Annotated in this window: 12 protein-coding genes and 1 tRNA gene; 6 read left to right on the forward strand and 7 right to left on the reverse strand. The window is 65.4% G+C overall.

The window, feature by feature from the left end; all coding sequences use genetic code 11:
- Positions 1-8 precede the first annotated feature (8 nt).
- The 3 genes from ispH (at position 9) to ABE464_RS16380 (ending at position 4,050) form a co-directional block, all read left to right on the forward strand.
- Entirely contained in the window at positions 9-959 is a 951-nt protein-coding gene (gene ispH / locus ABE464_RS16370) for a 4-hydroxy-3-methylbut-2-enyl diphosphate reductase (RefSeq protein ID WP_346472790.1), read from the forward strand.
- Between the two features lie 219 nt (positions 960-1,178).
- Entirely contained in the window at positions 1,179-3,059 is a 1,881-nt protein-coding gene (locus ABE464_RS16375; RefSeq protein WP_346472791.1) for a peptidase M61, read from the forward strand.
- A 202-nt stretch (positions 3,060-3,261) separates the two neighbouring features.
- The gene (locus tag ABE464_RS16380) at positions 3,262-4,050 is read left to right on the forward strand and encodes a hypothetical protein (protein WP_346472792.1); all 789 of its coding nucleotides are present in this window, start codon (positions 3,262-3,264) and stop codon (positions 4,048-4,050) included.
- A gap of 33 nt (positions 4,051-4,083) precedes the next feature.
- On the opposite strand, the gene treA is transcribed toward ABE464_RS16380, so the two are convergent.
- Positions 4,084-5,712 (reverse strand): alpha,alpha-trehalase TreA, encoded by a 1,629-nt coding sequence (gene treA / locus ABE464_RS16385; protein ID WP_346472793.1) that lies wholly within the window; start codon positions 5,710-5,712, stop codon positions 4,084-4,086.
- Between the two features lie 162 nt (positions 5,713-5,874).
- On the opposite strand from treA, the gene ABE464_RS16390 reads away from it, so the two are divergent.
- Positions 5,875-5,950: transfer RNA gene (locus ABE464_RS16390), tRNA-Thr, on the forward strand.
- Between the two features lie 267 nt (positions 5,951-6,217).
- Here ABE464_RS16390 and ABE464_RS16395 read toward each other — a convergent pair.
- Positions 6,218-7,096, reverse strand: a complete 879-nt coding sequence (locus ABE464_RS16395) for an HNH endonuclease (RefSeq protein WP_346472794.1) — start codon at positions 7,094-7,096, stop codon at positions 6,218-6,220.
- 258 nt (positions 7,097-7,354) lie between these two features.
- On the opposite strand from ABE464_RS16395, the gene ABE464_RS16400 reads away from it, so the two are divergent.
- Complete coding sequence (locus tag ABE464_RS16400; RefSeq protein WP_346472795.1) at positions 7,355-8,050, forward strand: hypothetical protein; 696 nt, start codon at positions 7,355-7,357, stop codon at positions 8,048-8,050.
- Between the two features lie 190 nt (positions 8,051-8,240).
- On the opposite strand, the gene ABE464_RS16405 is transcribed toward ABE464_RS16400, so the two are convergent.
- From ABE464_RS16405 to ABE464_RS16425, 5 genes are all read right to left on the reverse strand, one after another.
- Positions 8,241-11,318, reverse strand: coding sequence for an efflux RND transporter permease subunit (locus ABE464_RS16405; protein WP_346472796.1), 3,078 nt, complete (start codon positions 11,316-11,318; stop codon positions 8,241-8,243).
- Positions 11,315-12,415, reverse strand: a complete 1,101-nt coding sequence (locus ABE464_RS16410) for an efflux RND transporter periplasmic adaptor subunit (RefSeq protein WP_346472797.1) — start codon at positions 12,413-12,415, stop codon at positions 11,315-11,317. The genes ABE464_RS16405 and ABE464_RS16410 overlap by 4 nt, the downstream gene beginning before the upstream one ends.
- A gap of 48 nt (positions 12,416-12,463) precedes the next feature.
- Entirely contained in the window at positions 12,464-13,096 is a 633-nt protein-coding gene (locus tag ABE464_RS16415) for a TetR/AcrR family transcriptional regulator C-terminal domain-containing protein (RefSeq protein ID WP_346472798.1), read from the reverse strand.
- A 75-nt stretch (positions 13,097-13,171) separates the two neighbouring features.
- Positions 13,172-14,506 carry a GGDEF domain-containing protein gene (locus ABE464_RS16420; RefSeq protein WP_346472799.1) on the reverse strand — a complete coding sequence of 445 codons (1,335 nt, stop codon included), beginning with the start codon at positions 14,504-14,506 and terminating at the stop codon, positions 13,172-13,174.
- The gene (locus tag ABE464_RS16425; protein WP_346472800.1) at positions 14,503-15,309 is read right to left on the reverse strand and encodes an alpha/beta hydrolase; all 807 of its coding nucleotides are present in this window, start codon (positions 15,307-15,309) and stop codon (positions 14,503-14,505) included. Before ABE464_RS16425 ends, ABE464_RS16420 begins: the two co-directional genes overlap by 4 nt.
- Positions 15,310-15,496: 187 nt before the next feature.
- On the opposite strand from ABE464_RS16425, the gene ABE464_RS16430 reads away from it, so the two are divergent.
- Positions 15,497-16,501 carry a 2-hydroxyacid dehydrogenase gene (locus ABE464_RS16430; protein WP_346472801.1) on the forward strand — a complete coding sequence of 335 codons (1,005 nt, stop codon included), beginning with the start codon at positions 15,497-15,499 and terminating at the stop codon, positions 16,499-16,501.
- Positions 16,502-16,555 lie beyond the last annotated feature (54 nt).

Consider the following 16,555-nt stretch of genomic DNA (forward strand, 5'->3'; position numbering starts at 1 on the left):
TCTGACCGATGGATGTGTTGCTCGCCAATCCGCGTGGTTTCTGTGCCGGTGTCGATCGTGCGATCGAGATCGTCAAGCGCGCGATCGAGACCCTGGGTGCGCCGATCTACGTGCGCCACGAGGTCGTGCACAACCGGTTCGTGGTCGATGACCTCAAGGCCCGCGGCGCGATCTTCGTCGAAGAACTCGATGAAGTGCCGGACGACAATACGGTGATCTTCAGCGCCCACGGCGTGTCCCAGGCGGTACGCCAGGAAGCGGAGCGCCGCGGCCTTAAGGTGTTCGATGCGACCTGCCCGCTGGTCACCAAGGTGCACCTGGAAGTGGCCCGCCACTGCCGCGCCGGCCGCGACGTGGTGCTGATCGGCCACGCCGGGCACCCGGAAGTGGAAGGCACGATGGGCCAGTGGAGCCGCGAGCGCGGCACCGGCCAGATCTACCTGGTGGAGGATGTGCAGGATGTCGCCACGCTGGTCATCGACCAGCCGGAGAACTTCGCCTACACCACCCAGACCACGCTCTCGGTGGACGACACCCGCAGCATCATCGATGCGCTGCGCACCCGCTTCCCGGCGATGCAGGGCCCGAAGAACGACGACATCTGCTACGCCACGCAGAACCGTCAGGACGCCGTGCGCGACCTGGCCAAGCGGTGCGATCTGGTGCTGGTGGTCGGCTCGCCGAACAGCTCCAACTCCAACCGCCTGAGTGAACTGGCGCGCCGTGATGGCGTGGAGTCCTACCTGATCGACGGTGCCGACGAGATCGATCCGGCGTGGGTGGCCGGCAAGAAGCACATCGGCCTGACTGCGGGCGCCTCGGCGCCGCAGGTGCTGGTGGATGGCGTGATCGCGCGGCTGAAGGAACTCGGTGCCACCGGCGTGGGCGAGCTGGAAGGCGAGCCCGAATCGATGGTGTTCGCGCTGCCGAAGGAATTGCGCCTGCGGTTGGTGGACTGACCGCGCAGCATTCCGCCACGCATGCCATGGCGCTGCCCCGGTAGTGCCGGCCGCTGGCCGGCAGCGCACCCCGGTTGGTCCTGATCCCGACCGGCAGATAGAACGTCACTGCGCGCCGCTGTGCCAATCATGGCCGCAACGCGACGCATGACCTTTGGCCATGGGGCAGGGCGCAGGCGGAGGGCTAGGATCGAGGCTTCCCCCGCTGGAGCCTGCCTGATGAAGATGCGTGCCATTGCCCTGTCCGTGTTGCTGGCCGTGTCCGCCATCGGCGTGCAGGCGCAGACACCGCCGCCGCAGGACGTGGCCTTCCCGGGCCTGCTGCGCATCGACGTGGACGCGCGCGATATCGGGCGACGCATCTTCAAGGTCAAGGCCACGGTGCCGGCCAAGCCCGGCCCGCTGACCCTGCTGTACCCGCAGTGGCTGCCCGGGGCGCATTCGCCGAGTGGCCCGATCGACAAGCTCGCCGGCCTGGTCGTCACCGCCAACGGCACACCGCTGCAGTGGACGCGCGATCCGTACGACGTCTATGCCTTCACCGTGCAGGTGCCGCAGGGCGCCAGCGAAGTGGTGGCCGAGTTCAAGTTCCTCTCTTCGCAGGGCACCCAGGGCCGCGTGGTGATGACCCCGGACATGCTCAACCTGCAGTGGAATGCCAATTCGCTGTACCCGGCCGGGGTGATCACCCGCAACATCCAGGCGCAGGCCACCGTCACGCTGCCGCCGGGCTGGTCGTACGCCACCGCGCTGGATACCGAGCGCCGCGAAGGCGACACCGTGGTGTTCAAGCCGATCAGCTATGACCACCTGGTCGACTCGCCGCTGTTCGCCGGCCGCCACTTCCAACGCTTCGATCTGGACCCCGGTGCCAAGGTGCCGGTGCACCTGAATGTCTTCGCCGATGAGGCCAAATCGCTGGCCGCCAAGCCCGAGCAGATCCAGGCGCACCGTGCGCTGGTGCAGCAGATGTACAAGCTCTACGGCGCACGCCATTTCGACCGCTACGAGTTCCTGCTGGCGTTGACCGACAAGCTCGGCGGCATCGGCCTGGAGCACCAGCGCTCCAGCGAGAACAGCGGCGACACCGGCTACTTCACCGAGTGGGACAAGACCTGGCTGGGCCGTGATCTGCTGCCGCACGAGTTCAACCACTCCTGGAACGGCAAGTACCGTCGGGGCGCCGATCTGACCACGGCCAACTTCAACGTGCCGATGGGCGACAGCCTGCTGTGGCTGTACGAAGGCCAGACCCAGTTCTGGGGCCAGGTGCTGGCCGCGCGCTCCGGGCTGTGGAGCCCGCAGCAGACCCGTGACGTGCTGGCCAATGTGGCGGGCACCTATGATCGCGGTCGCCCCGGCCTGGCTTGGCGCAACCTGCAGGACACCACCAACGACCCGACCATCGCGCAGCGCCGCGCGCTGGCCTTCCGCAACTACCAGATGAGCGAGGACTACTACTCCGGCGGCCAGATGGTGTGGCTGGACGTGGAGGGCAAGCTGCGCGCGCTGACCGGCAACAAGCGCGGCCTGGATGATTTCGCCAAGGCGTTCTTCGGCATGAACGACGGCGACTGGAATGTCCATCCGTACACCTTCGAAGACGTGGTGAGCACGCTCAACGGCGTGGCGCCGTTCGACTGGGCCAGCTTCCTGCGCGAGCGCCTGGATGGGCACGGTCCGTTGACCGGCGGTCTGGAAGCGGCCGGCTGGAAACTGGTCTACACCGATACGCCGAACGAGGCGTTCAAGGCGCAGGAAACCCGCGGCAAGAACAGCAACCTGCTGTACTCCATCGGCCTGTCTATCAGCGAGTCCGGCTACATCGGCGATGTGCTGTGGGACAGCCCGGCCTTCAATGCCGGTCTGATTCCCGGCATGAGCGTGGTCGCGCTCAATGGCCGCGTGTTCAAGGCCGAGCAGTTGAAGGAGGCGATCACCGCCGCCAAGACCGACAAGGCGCCGCTGACGCTGCTGGTGAAGAGCTTCGATCGCATCGATACGGTGACGCTGGATTACCACGATGGGTTGAAGTACCCGTCGCTGCAGCGCATCGCGGGCAAGCCGGACCGGTTGGCGGAGTTGTGGAAGGCGCGGTGATGCCGTGTCCTCGCCCGAGGCAGCGAGGATTCATGGTGGATGCGTTATCAAACGCGCTGGACTGGATGCGAAGGTGGCACGGACGCTCATGCTTGGAAAACACGGGAAGGCACTAGTGGCAGTGGTGCTCGTCGCTGTGGCCGGCATCTTCGTAGGAGCGTTGGCACTTCGGAGTCAGGACAGCGTTCCTGCTGGCCAACACGTGCGGAGCACTGCCGGTGATGCTGCCTCTCCGGTGGCGCTCAGTGGGATGCGCGTGCCGGCCTCGGTCACTGCGCTACCGCCGGCACCGGGCACGTTCCGTTCGTTGGGACCCAAAGCCTACGAGCTGTCGCGCCAACGCTCGAGCCGTCCACCGGGCGATGCGCTGGCCTACGTCCAGCAGTTGCTGCCGCGCTCGGAGGCTGGCGACGGTACTGCCAGCTACGACATCTATCTCACCGTGCTTGAGTGCCGCACATTCACCTCCGACCGCGTGGATCAGCTCGCCCAGTCTGCGGCACTGGTGGGCGCAGAGAAGGCGTTCCTGGAGCGCTCCGAGCGTCTGCTTCGCGAGTGCGGCGCACTGGTGCTTGATCGCGATCTGTACACCGGCAACTGGCTCGAACGGGCGGCGCTGCAGGGCTCTGTCGAGGGTCAACTGGGCTATGCACGCTCGCCCGAGGATGTGCTGGGCACCTACGCGGATATCCTGGAAGACCCGGAGCGGGCCGTGGCGTGGAAGCACACCGCAGGGCAATACCTGGAAACACTGGCCCGCAGCGGCAGCATCGATGCGGTCGCCAAGCTGGCCCAGGATTACGAACACGGCGGCATCGTGCCGCGCGATCCGGTGGCCGCCTATGCCTACAACCTGGCCTTGCAACAGGTGAATCCCAACTACGTCTCTCCGCTGGTCATGCAATCGCTGGATGCCGAATTGAGCGCAGACCAGCGGGCACGTGCACGGCTGCTGGCCAATACTGTCCACGGGGCATGTTGCGTGCCATAGCGCGCATCACGTTCGCGCGGCGCGGTTGGTGGATCAGTCCGCGGCGTCCACATCCTGGGCGCTCTCACACGCACGCTTCGGCGCACACAGGCGATCCAGCAGCGCCAGCGTGACCCCGTTGCTCCAGCCGAAGCCATCCTGCAGCGGGTACTCGCCACCGCCGCCGCCGGTGGCCGAACCGTCCACCACGTACTTCTCCACCAGCTTGCCCTCGCGGTCGTACACCGTCTGCACGGTGCGCAGGAAGCGCGTGCCGATCCGGCGGGCGAGGGTGTCCTGCCCATAGCGCTGCAGACCGTCCACCGCGACCCACTGCAACGGTGCCCAGCCATTCGGGGCATCCCATTGCTGGCCGGTCGTCACGGTGGTGGTCAGCAGTCCGCCATCGCGCAGCAACTGAGCCTGTACGGCCTCCGCGGTACGGCGTGCCTGCGTGCGGCCAGCAACGTCCAGCCACAACGGGAGCAACGCCGCCGCCGTCAGGGCAGGGCGGGTCTGGCCGCGCTCCAGATCGCGATCCGCGTACCAGCCTTGCGTGTCATCCCAGAGCAGTTGGTTGATGGCGTGCTGACGTGCCTTCGCCAGTTGGGTGAAGGTGCGTGTAGCGGTGCGATCACCGGCCGCTTTGCTGGCGCGGGCCACGGTCATCTCCAGATGGAACAGCAGGCTGTTCAGATCCACCGGCACGATCGCCGTGGTGTGGATGCTCGCCAATGCTGACGGCTCGGCAAGCCAGCGCGAGCTGAAGTCCCATCCCGATTCCGCTCCGGCGCGCAGGTCGCGATACACCTGCGAGGGCGCGCGCTGCGGCGCCTGGGCGGCCGTGGCCACATCGTCCATCCACGACTCGGTGCGTGGCACTGCGCGGTCGTCCCAGTAACGGTTGAGCAGTTGCCCGTCCGCCAGCCTGACCGCCCGTTCGCGCGCCTCGCCCGCTGCCAGCGTTTCCGCGCCGCGCATCCAGAACGCATGCTCGATGCGCAGCTGCGGCAGGTAACGACGGTAGGCCTCGTCGCCCTCATGCGTGGCGAGCAGATCCACCATCAGGCTGAAGAAGGGTGGCTGCGAGCGGCTGAGGTAGTAGCTGCGGTTGCCGTTGGGGATATGGCCGTAGCTGTCGAGCTGGAACGCGAAGTTGTCCACCATGTCGCGCACCTGCTGCCAGCGACCACTGGAGGCCAGCCCGAGCAGGGTGAAATAGCTGTCCCAGTAGTACACCTCGCGGAAGCGCCCGCCGGGCACGACGTAGGGCTTGGGCAGCGGCAGCAGCGAGCCGCTCGGTTCCACCGTGTCGGTGGTGCGGGTCAGCACGGGCCACAGCCCCTCGATGTGCGCGCGCAGCGTCTCGCCCGCTGGTGGCACGTACGGCTGGGGGTCACCGGGCACCGCGAAGTGCTCGGCCACGAAGGCTGCCAGGTCGAATCCGGGCTGGGTCCTGGCGCGCTGCCAGTCGGTGAGGAGGGGCGCGCTGGGCTGGCGGGGCACTGCATCCGCGAAGGTCTTTTGGTCCTTGAACAGGTGTGCGCCCTGGACCTGCTGGAAGAGCGGCTGCCACTGCTGGTCCGGCGTCTGCGGCATTGGCCCCGTGCCTTGTGCCAGCGCGGGGACACTGAACAACAGGGATGACAGCAGCAGACCGGCCAAGCGGGGACAGGGGCGCATGGGATGCCTCCGGAGGTGGGGAATTCACTGTAGGGGCTGGTGCGTCAAGGCTTGGTGCTGCTGGAGCACGTCGGGTCGGCCCGTTGGCGCGCGGCGGTTCGGCGGCGCGCGCGCTTCCCTGATTGACCAAAGTGGCCCGCACCCCCTAGAATTCACGACCTCGCCGGAATAGCTCAGTTGGTAGAGCGGCGCATTCGTAATGCGTAGGTCGTAGGTTCGATTCCTATTTCCGGCACCAGATACAGCAAAAAGCCCCGGCCTTGGTCGGGGCTTTTTGTTTGTGGCGGGTCGGGAGTCGTGCTCAGGGCCCCCCACGTGGTGGAGAAAGGGATGGAGCTTGCGCCAAGCGTGGCGCAGATGGTCTCAGCCCAACGGATGAAAATGGCCTTGGCCTTTATCCGTCATCCGCGCCCAACGTACGCTGGGGCAGCCCGCGCAAATTCGGCCCTGTGCAGCGGGGTGCGCCTACGTCGTCTTGGCAGATAGAGCAGGGAAAAGTTCGGCCCTATGCTTCAGGCAAGGCGCCGGCATCGCGCCCGACTAGCATAAGTCGATGTTCTGCGAGCAGCTTTTTCTGCCCCCTGGTGAGGGGCTTGCGTAATCTCATGCCTTGCTTGATGCCAAGAGATTTAAGGTTGCCTTCAAGCATCTTTGATATCAGGATCAGGCCGTTATCATCGAAAGAGACTAGATTCTTATCGAAGAGGGCATCGAGGGTCGCGATGAGGGGAAGGCCGTTCTCGGGGTTTAGACGCTCCCGGTCATTGGACGTTCGCCACGGTTTGATATGCGAAGCCCGCAAAGCTGCGGCTGTCTCACATCCCGTCACGGCACAGCTCCGATTCCACAAATCAAGCACGGAATCTCGATACTTGCCCTGACCTAGTCTCGCTTCAATCAATCTTTGGCACGTTGTAGCGTCACGTCCGGAAGACAGGATTTCTCGCACGTCCTCGGCGTCATCCGTTCTCGCGCTTCTCTTTGCTACTACTTGAAATCCGAGTGAATTGAATAGGCGATGCCAAACGCCATCTTTGGCCCCGGCAAACTCAGATGGGTGCACATAGCTTCCCGTCGCGAGCCCATGGGCGCAACTTGCAATTGCCTTCGGGGGATAGGGCTGCCCTTTGATCAAGACATCGAAGCGAGCGGACTCACGGAATCCAAGCTTGAAGAACGGCACATCGTCGGCTTTGGCCGCAGCTCGTCTATCCCAGACACTTGCTGCCTTGAGGATGTGTAGGCTTTTGATTCTTGAGAGTTGCCACGGTTGACTTCCCATAAGCTTGATCGTCCTTATCAAGTCGGGTTGGTGTAATTCCTCCAAGGACCTATCGGCGGCGCTAAGAGAGACTTGAGTGGCATGGATTTTGTCTTGGAGCACGCTATGCACCCCGTTGCGGGGACGATCGTTTGCGGCGACTCAGCTGTAGAAGGAGGAGTCCTTCAGGTGGCTTGGATGGAGGCTACGGTAGGCAGCGATTGAGGATATCCAATGTGCGGACAACGACATACAATCCGGTTTGACAGACGGCAGGTGGATTTATTTTCTGGATGACTAAAAGAATGGCCATCAGATCGCCTGTCGTTCTCTCATGGATGCACGAAGTAGTTGCATTTTTTTAGCTGCCTAGGGGGTGTGATGAAAGATGAACTCGGGCGGGAGCCTGACATGCAGGAGAGCGATGGGTTCTGGAAATCCAAGAAGGGGAAGATCACCTTGGGAGGGCTGTTTTCAGTAGCCCTGGCTGCTGCAGCAGGCTTCTTATCTCCCGAAGTCAGGACATTGGCATGCCTCGAACTTCCCAATGCTGATGAGCTTGTATACCCACAGGTAGAGGGGGGTGTCCCTTATAGAGAGCTGGCGTCGCAAGCGATGCAGCCTTCTTTTGACAATCAAAACGTTAGGTTCAGTGCCAGGGCTTATGCTGAGCAGGACCGCACCATATACTCGGGTTATTTGGAGCCGAGTTTCCGAAGCTATTCCGTGGCTTACGTAGTCGGGGTTGACGAGAAGGTGCAACAAGGGCCATTCGGACGGGAAATTCCCAAGTTTGGTGTTTTGCTTTCTCCAGAGCTTGCAAAGCAGTGGAGTTCGGTCGCCAGCGGCGCGGCCGTAAAGATCGAGGGGCGCGCGGAGTTTCTTCATGACTATCCGGAAAATTCGGATATAGGCAAGCAACGTGCTGCAATGCGTCGCTTGGGCCAGGATCTGTCTGGAATACGCGTCCCTGAGTTCGCTGACTTCTGGGTAGTTGCAAAGAGGGTTACGCCGCTTCGGGCGTTGAATGACCCGCGTGATCGAACTATGTGTAAATGGCGAAAATTCGACTCTTGATCTAGTCGCCGAGACCGGATCGATGCTCCATTGGCACTGGGCTCGGATGAAAGTCAAAATGCCCCGGTGTTGGCCGGGGCATTTTGTGGCTGAGGGCTGACGGGCTCTTGTCTAAAGAACCAATGAGTGCACCTGCCGAGGCTCGCCAGACATCTCGGACGCCCAGATAGGCGCTGCGCCTCCTCTCACCTCACTCCGCACCACTCCCAACCGGATGCGAAGACCGCCGCCGGAACTTCCGCGACAGCCAATCCCCCGCATCGTCCACCACGGTGAAGGCCGCGGGAATCACGATCAGGCTCAGCAGCGTGGAGGTGATCAATCCGCCGATCACGGCAATCGCCATCGGCGCACGGAAGCTTGAATCACCGGCAAAGCCCAGCGCGATCGGCATCATGCCTGCACCCATCGCCAGGGTGGTCATGATGATCGGCTGTGCACGCTTGCGGCAGGCATCGATCAGCGCGTCATGTTGGCTCATGCCGTGCTCGTCTTCGGCCATCACCGCGTAGTCCACCAGCAGGATGGAGTTCTTGGTGGCGATGCCGATCAGCATCAGCAGGCCGATCAGCGCCGGCAGCGAGAGCATGTTCTGGGTGATCAGCAACGCGCCGAACGCACCGCCGGCGGACAGTGGCACCGCCGCGAGGATGGTGACCGGCATCAGCGCGTGGTTGAACAGCAGCAACAGCACCATGTAGATGCAGATCAACCCGGCCGCCATCGCCAGCATGAAGCCGATGAACAGCTCGACGAACACCTCCGCATCGCCGGTGTTGAGGAAGGTCACGCCCGGTGGCAGCTGTTTGACGCCCGGCAGCGCCTGCACTTCGGTCATCACATCGCCCAGCGGGCGACCGTTGAGTTCGGCGGTGAGGGTCACGTTGCGCTGGCGCTGGTAGCGCGAGATCTGCGAGGGACCACTGCCTTGCTGGATATCGGCGACAGCCGCCAGCGGCACCGGGCCATTTCGGCCGGGCACGCGCAGCTGGCTGATCAGGCCCGGGTTGGCGAGGGTGGCTTCGGCAAAGCCGACCCGGATCGGTACCTGCCGGTCGGGCAGGTTGAGCTTGGCCAGGCGCTGCTCGTAATCGCCCGCCGTGGCGATGCGGGCGGCCTCGGCGATGTCGGCGGTCGCGACGCCCAGGTCCGCGGCGCGGGCGGGGTTCGGCACGATCTGAAGTTCCGGGCGCAGCAGTGAGGCGGTGGAGGTGACGCTGCCCAGTCCCTGGATGCCGCGCAGGTCGCGCTCCAGTGCGGTGGCGGCATCCTGCAGGCGTTGCGGGTCGTCACCGGAGAGCACCAGCTGCAGCAGGTTGCCGGGCTCGGAGCTGACATAGCTGACGCGCACGCCGGGCAGATCGGCCAAGCGCTCACGCGCCTCACGTTCCAGCACGCGCTGGTCGCGGTCGCGCCCGTCGGCGCTGCCCCAGTCCAGCACCAGGGTGGCCTTGCGCGGCTCACCGACGCCGGTCGCACCCGGGTCGCCCAGGTCGAGCACGCTGCCGACGGCGGTATAGACCTGCTTGAGTTCAGGCATGTCCTTGAGCAGCCCGCGCGCGTGTTCGGCCACGGCCACCGTCTCCTGCAGGCGGGTGCCCGGCGGCAGTTCGAGATTGAGGTTGCTGCGGCCCAGATCGGACTGCGGGATGAAGGTGGCCGGGATGAACGGCACCAGTGCCAGCGACGCGACGAACAACCCGGTGGCCAGCCACAGGGTGCGGCCGCGATAACGCAGTGCGGCGTCCACCCAGCCCAGGTACCACGTCATCAGCCTGGATTCCGGCTTCTCCTCGCCGTGCGGCTTGAGCAGGTAGGCGGCCATCATCGGGGTGAGCAGGCGGGCCACCAGCAGCGAAAACAGCACGGCGGTGGCGGCGGTCCAGCCGAATTCGCGGAAGAACTTGCCGGCGATCCCGGGCATGAAGGCGACCGGCACAAACACCGCCGCCAAGGTCAGCGAGGTGGCGATCACCGCGTTGCCGATCTCGCCGGCCGCTTCGCGTGCAGCTTCCAGCGGCGGCTTGCCCATGCGCAGGTGGCGCACGATGTTCTCGATCTCCACGATAGCATCGTCCACCAGGATGCCGACCACCACCGACAACGCCAGCAGCGTGATGATGTTGAGGGTGAAGCCGAAGAAGTACATCACCGCGAACGTCGGAATGATCGACAGCGGCAGCGCCAGCGCCGACACCCAGGTTGCGCGCCAGTCGCGCAGGAACAACCACACCACCAGCAGCGCCAACAGCGCGCCTTCCCAGAGCATGGTCATCGAGGAATCGTAGGAGCGGTGGGTCTCGTCGATCGCCGTGGTGACCAGGCGGAAGTCGATGCCGGGATGCTCGGCCTTGATCTTGTCCAGCGCGTCATGCACGCCGGCTTCCACCTTGACCTCGCTGGAGCCGCGCGTACGCGACATCGAGAAGGCCACCACGCCCTTGCCGTCCAGTAGGGCGGCCTCGGTGGGATCGGCAGCGCCATCGGTCACCGTGGCCAGCGTGGAGAGCCGCACGGCGCGCCCGTCCGGCAGGGCGATGGAGTAGTCGCGCAGTGCCTGTGCGTCACCGACGGTACCCAGCGTGCGGATGGTCTGCTGCGCGCCTTCGACCTCGGTCTTGCCGCCGGCACGCTCAACCTGGATGCGGGCCAGCTGCTGCGATACATCGCCGGCGGTGATGCCCATCGCGATCAGCGCATTGGGATCCAGATCCACGCGTACCTGGCGCTGCACGCCGCCCACGCGGGTGACGCGCGCCACACCGGGCACGCCGTACATCGCACGTGAGATATCACGGTCGACGAACCAGCTGGCTTCATCGGTGGTCATGTGCGGGGCGACCAGCGCGTAGGTCATCAGCGAGCCGCCGATATCGACCTTGGAGATCACCGGTTCCTGGATGTCCTGCGGCAGGTCGGTGCGGATGCGGGTGACTGCGTCGCGGGTGTCATCCAGCGCGGTGGCAAGATCGGCTTCCAACTGGAATTCGATGGTGGTGGTGCTGACGCCTTCGCTGACCGAGGACATCACGCGCTTGACGTTGTTGACGGTCGCCACCGAGTCCTCGACCTTGCGGGTCACCTCGGCCTCCAGCTGGCTGGGCGAGGCACCCGGCTGGGTGACGGTGACGGTGGTCATCGGGAAGGCGATGTCGGGGAAGCGCGCTACCGGCAGCTGATGGAAACCCCACAGGCCGGCCACGCACAGTACGAAGAAGATCAGCAGCGCGGGCAGGGGGCGGTTGATCGCCCAGGCGGAGATGTTCATCGTGCGGAGGCCTTGGTGGCGGTTACCACACGCACGCGGTCGCCCTCGCCGAGGAAGCCGGCGCCATCCACCACGACCTGGTCACCGGCCTTCAGGCCTTCAAGGATCGCGGTGCGGCCCTGCACGGCCTGGCCGGTGCTGACGCGGTGGCGGGTGGCCTGCTGCTTGTCGTTCACGGTGAACACGTAGTTGTGGCCGTCGCGCTGCACGATCGCCGCGGTCGGGATGGTCAGCACCTGGCCGTCGCCGGTGACGATGCGGCCATCCACATAGATGCCCTGTTTGAGCGGGCCGGGCGTGGGCAGGTCAGCGTAGATGGTGCCGGTGCGGGTCTGCCCATCGACACCCGGGGTGACCGCGCGGATACGGCCGCTGACCACCTGGCCAGCGTACGGCAGCTCCACGGTATTGCCCACGGCGACATCGGCCAGCTGGTTCTCCGGCAGCTCCGCGCGCCACTCCAGGCGGCCATCGCGGATCAGACGCAGCAATTCGGTACCGGCGGAGACCACCTGGCCCGGCTGCACCAGACGCTTGGAGATCAGGCCATCAGCCGGTGCACGCAGGTCGGCGAAGTCGCGGCGCAGTTTGGCGGCATCGCGCGCGGCACGTGCGGTGGCGGTCTGCGCTTCGGCATTGATGCGCGAGGCGCGCAGCTCATCCAGGCTGCTTTCGCTGATCAGCTGCTGGGCGGCCAGCTTGGCGCTGCGCTCGTAGTTCATGCGTGCCAGTTCCTGCGAGGCCTGCGCTTGTCGCAACGAGGCATCGGCCTGCGCCAGCTCGCTGTCCAGGGTGCGATGGTCCACCTGCAGCAACACCTGGCCCTGCTTGACCCATTGCCCCACATCCACCAGCAACGCGGTCACGCGCTGGCCGCTGATCTCCACGCCCAGCTGCATTTCCTCATAGGCGGTCACCGGCCCGGAGACCAGTACCGTGCGCGCCATGGTCTGCTGCTGCGCGGGCGCCAAAGAGACCGGCAGCGCCGAGCTGGCGGCCGTGGCATCGGCCGATGCCTTGTCGTCCTTGCCGCCACACGCGGACAGCAGCGCGACAGCCAGGATCAGGGAGAAACTGCGGAAGGAGGGTGCACGCATTGAGGGGCTTTCCGGGTCGGAACAGCGGGGAAAAAGGAAATGACGGAATCAGGATTCGCGGGACAAGCGCAGTTCGATGCCATCCAGCATCAGGCCCAGGCCCTGCTCAAAGCGGGTATCGAAATCGACCTCGCTCCACACATCGCGGGCCTGCCAGCAATGGGGGAACCGCGCCTCGGCCAGTGCCATGAAGGCCTCACCGAGCGCCTCCATGCTGCCGTCACCGGGCCAGGATTGTTCTTCGATGACGAAGCCCATCGTGTAGTACACCAGGTCCATCGCCGCGGTCGCGGCAAAACGTGCCGGCGCGCCGGCGCCCATCAGCGCGGCGATGCTGGCCTCACCCACCCGCAGCACGTTCTCGGTCGCCAGGAAGGTGCCGGCATAAACCCGCGCACCGTCACGGCGGGCCTTGAAGGCCTGGCGGAACTCGCGCCCGATCTGCAGCAGGGTCTGCCGCCACGGCTGTCCCGCGGGAAACGCACGGGCGACGTCGCAGATCATGGCGTCGGCCATGGCATCGATCAGCGCCTGCTTGCTCTTGAAGTGCCAGTACAGCGACGGCGCGCGGATGCCCAGCGAGCAGGCCACTTTGCGCAGGGTGATGCCCTCCAGGCCATCCTCGTCGAGGATCCGGAAGGCTGCCTCGACGATGTTTTCCCGCGCGATGGGTTGACGCACTGTGGGTGGCCTAACAATGTTAGGCGGCGAATCTAACAGTGTTAGGCTGGCGCGGACAAGTGCCGCCGGGCCGGCTCAGAGATCGACCGGCTCCGGCTGCAGCGCCGCCATCCGGACCCGGTTCCGGCCGCTGGCCTTGGCCTCATACAGCGCCTCATCCGCGCGGGAGATCAGGTCCTCCAGCAGTTTCTGGTCGCCACCCGGCAGTGCCTCGCCGATCGCCCCACCGACGCTTACGGAGACGGAGATCCGGTCGCTGCCCACGAGAATGGGTTCAGCGGCCACCGCACTGCGCAGGCGTTCGGCAGCGGCGGGAATCTCATCCACGGCGGAGGCGGCCAGCAGGGCAATGAACTCCTCGCCGCCGAACCGGGCAAACAGGTCGCGTTCGCGAAGGGCGTCCCGGCAGCGCCTGGCCACGACCTTCAGGACTTCATCGCCGGCGGGATGGCCGTAGGTATCGTTGATCTTCTTGAAGTGATCCACGTCCACCATGAGTACCGCGACGGCGCGGCCGTTCGCTTCGCGCGCAGCGATGATCTGCGCCGAGCATTCTTCGAAGTGCCGGCGATTGGGGACGCCGGTCAACGGATCGGACGAGGCCAGGCGGCGCAGTTCGGCGGCCATCAGCAGATCGGCGGTGACGTCGGTGAACAGCCAGATGCGCCCGTGCGCCCCGTTGCCGCGCACCGGGTGGGTGTCCACCTCGAAGGTCCGCTCGCCCAGTGTCCAGTTCAGCGTCGCGGCGAACTGATCGTTGTTCATCTGGGCGCTGTAGGCCAGTTCCAGTTCGGCGTGGTTGTCGCAGCGCTGGCGCAGGGTGCGCATCGGGCCGGCGAGATCCGCGGCGCGGTGATTGCCTGCGGCGCAGCCAAGCAATGCCGCGGCGTGCTCGTTGACCGCAGCACCGACACCGTCGCCGTCGATCAGGACGATCCCGGCTGGCACGCTGTCGAACAGATCGAGGAACTGATTGCGCACGATGACCTGCCGGGCCGCCTCGCGGCGTGCGGACAACAGGCGCGCCACGCTCTTTGCCAGCAGCGCCATCTGCACGGTCAGCCCGGCAGACGCGGGTGGGTTTCGCCAAAGCAGCAGCAGGCCGCTGAGCGGGGCGCCGTGCGAGGGGGCCGGGACGTAGAGCAGGCGGGCGGGGAGGCCCTCGAGGGCATGGATGACCGCCGTCGGCAGCCGGAAACCCGCCGCGTCGACGGCGTCATCGCCCCAGGTGTGCTCGAACAGGCCGCTGCGCGCCAGGTTGAAGCTCGAGGAAGGCAGTGCAGGTGCTGCGGCAGCCCAGGTCGCCCGGCCCTCGTCTTCCACCTCCACCGCCATGACCAGATCGGCGTGGGCGGCGAGGCGGGCAAACTGGCACAGCGCGGCGAGCGCTTCACTGTCGGACGTGGTCACAGCGCCGTTGCGCCCAGGCGCCGTTCGAGAATGCGCGTGACGTCTTCCGGCGCCGTCATATGGGGGAGATGGCCAGAGGCATCGATCAGATCGAGCGTAGCGCCGTCGATCGCGTTGGCCAGCCATTCGCCAACCGCGACCGGCACGGCGATGTCGTGCGCGGTCTGGATGAGGTGCACTGGCGTGGAAACCCGCGCAGCCAGGCCGCGCAGATCGGAGGTGAAGATCGTGCGCGACGTATTGAGTGCGATATCCGGGCGCATCTGGAACAGCGTGTTGGAGAAATCGGCGACAACCGCGCTGTCGTCAACGCCCACGACCATCGGGGCGAAGCCGGCGATCCAGGCCTGGTAGTTTGCACGCATGCTCTCGAACAGTTGCTCCAGGTCCTGCGGCTTGAAGCCGCCGATGTAGCCGACGTCGTCGAGATAACGCGGCGACGCACCGATGATGACCAGATGCTCGAACAGGTCTGGCCGGGCAACGGCGGCGGCTGCGCCGATCATCCCGCTCATCGAATGGCCGATGTACGTGCAGTTGTGCACGTCCAGCGCATCCAGGATGTCGATCAGATCGTCGGCATAGCCGAACAGCGAGCCGTGCCGTTCGAAATCGTAGGTCTGCGCACCTTGCGGACCGCAGCCAGCAAGATCGAAGGAGATCACATCAAAGCGTGCTTCAAACCAGGGGCGCAGCGCGTTCCATGCGGTCTGATCGGTACCGAAGCCGTGTGACAGGATCGCGACCGCTTTGCCTTCGCCGCTACGGCGCCCATTGAACCGCTCGAAACTTTCCACGCACATCCACCCATGGCGTCTTACAAGGGCCGAATACTAGGTCACGGGCGCGCGAGGGTCCAACGCGCGAACAGGACCCATCGGTGTGGCGGTCCAGTGGAAAAGGCGGGCAGTCAGGGACACAGAAGGCTCCAGGCAGTTGGCCGGAGTGTACTGCGGTATCGTCAGGCTCGAACTCCCGAGGATCACCCTCATGAAGATCGCAGTATTCAGCGCCCGACCGTACGACCAGCAGTTTCTCGATGAGGCCAACCAGCGCCGCGGGGCAGGGCAGCCGTTCGAGTTTCTGTACTTCGATGCCGCGCTGGATCTGCATACCGCAGCGCTGGCGCAGGATTGCGAGGCGGTCTGTGTGTTCGTGAATGACCGGCTGGATGCCGCGGTACTGCAGGCGCTGCAGGCCTTGGGGGTACGCGCTGTCCTGCTGCGCTGCGCCGGCTTCAATAATGTCGACCTGGCGGCGGCGGGGCAGCTGGGCCTGTTCGTGGCCCGCGTGCCCGCGTATTCGCCGGAGGCCGTGGCCGAACACGCACTGGCGTTGGTGATGACGCTCAACCGCCGGACGCACCGCGCCTACAACCGGGTGCGCGAGGGCAACTTCATGCTTGATGGTCTGCTGGGCCGCACGCTGCATGGCAAAACGGTGGGCATCGTCGGCACCGGCAAGATCGGCCTGGCCACGGCCCGCATCTTCAACGGCCTGGGCTGCACCGTGCTGGGCCATGATCCGTATCCATCCGCAGCGTTCGCCGCGATCGGCACGTCGGTCGCGCTGGACGAGCTGCTCGCCCGCTCGGATGTCGTCTCGCTGCACTGCCCGCTCACGCCGGAGACCCATCACCTGATTGACGATGTCTCGCTTGCCGCAATGAAGCCCGGGGCGATGCTGGTCAATACCTCGCGCGGTGGGCTGGTGGATACCCATGCGGTGATCCGCGCGCTGAAGTCACGGCGGCTGGGGCATCTGGCCATCGATGTGTACGAGCAGGAGAGCGAGTTGTTCTTCCAGGACCGTTCGGGCGAGATCATCGACGATGACGCGTTCCAGCGACTGATGACCTTCCCGAATGTGCTGGTGACCGGGCATCAGGGCTTCTTCACGGTCGAGGCGCTGCAGGAGATCTCCGAGATCACGCTGCGCAACCTGGCGGACTTCGCCACTGGGGCGACCTGTCCAAATCAGGTGCTGGCCGCCTGAGCGCCGCCGCGGGTGACGCCGCCCGCCGCGGCGTGTACCGTGGCCGCCCGCCAG

This window comes from Stenotrophomonas sp. TWI587, assembly GCF_039674145.1.
In the GTDB taxonomy this organism is placed as follows: Bacteria; Pseudomonadota; Gammaproteobacteria; order Xanthomonadales; family Xanthomonadaceae; genus Stenotrophomonas; species Stenotrophomonas maltophilia_AY.

Coding starts and splice junctions, on each gene's coding strand:
- ispH (WP_346472790.1), top strand. CDS start 9: ATGGATGTGTTGCTCGCCAATCCGCGTGGTTTCTGTGCCGGTGTCGAT.
- ABE464_RS16375 (WP_346472791.1), top strand. CDS start 1,179: ATGAAGATGCGTGCCATTGCCCTGTCCGTGTTGCTGGCCGTGTCCGCC.
- treA (WP_346472793.1), bottom strand. CDS start 5,712: ATGCGCCCCTGTCCCCGCTTGGCCGGTCTGCTGCTGTCATCCCTGTTG.
- ABE464_RS16400 (WP_346472795.1), top strand. CDS start 7,355: ATGAAAGATGAACTCGGGCGGGAGCCTGACATGCAGGAGAGCGATGGG.
- ABE464_RS16405 (WP_346472796.1), bottom strand. CDS start 11,318: ATGAACATCTCCGCCTGGGCGATCAACCGCCCCCTGCCCGCGCTGCTG.
- ABE464_RS16410 (WP_346472797.1), bottom strand. CDS start 12,415: ATGCGTGCACCCTCCTTCCGCAGTTTCTCCCTGATCCTGGCTGTCGCG.
- ABE464_RS16425 (WP_346472800.1), bottom strand. CDS start 15,309: ATGTGCGTGGAAAGTTTCGAGCGGTTCAATGGGCGCCGTAGCGGCGAA.
- ABE464_RS16430 (WP_346472801.1), top strand. CDS start 15,497: ATGAAGATCGCAGTATTCAGCGCCCGACCGTACGACCAGCAGTTTCTC.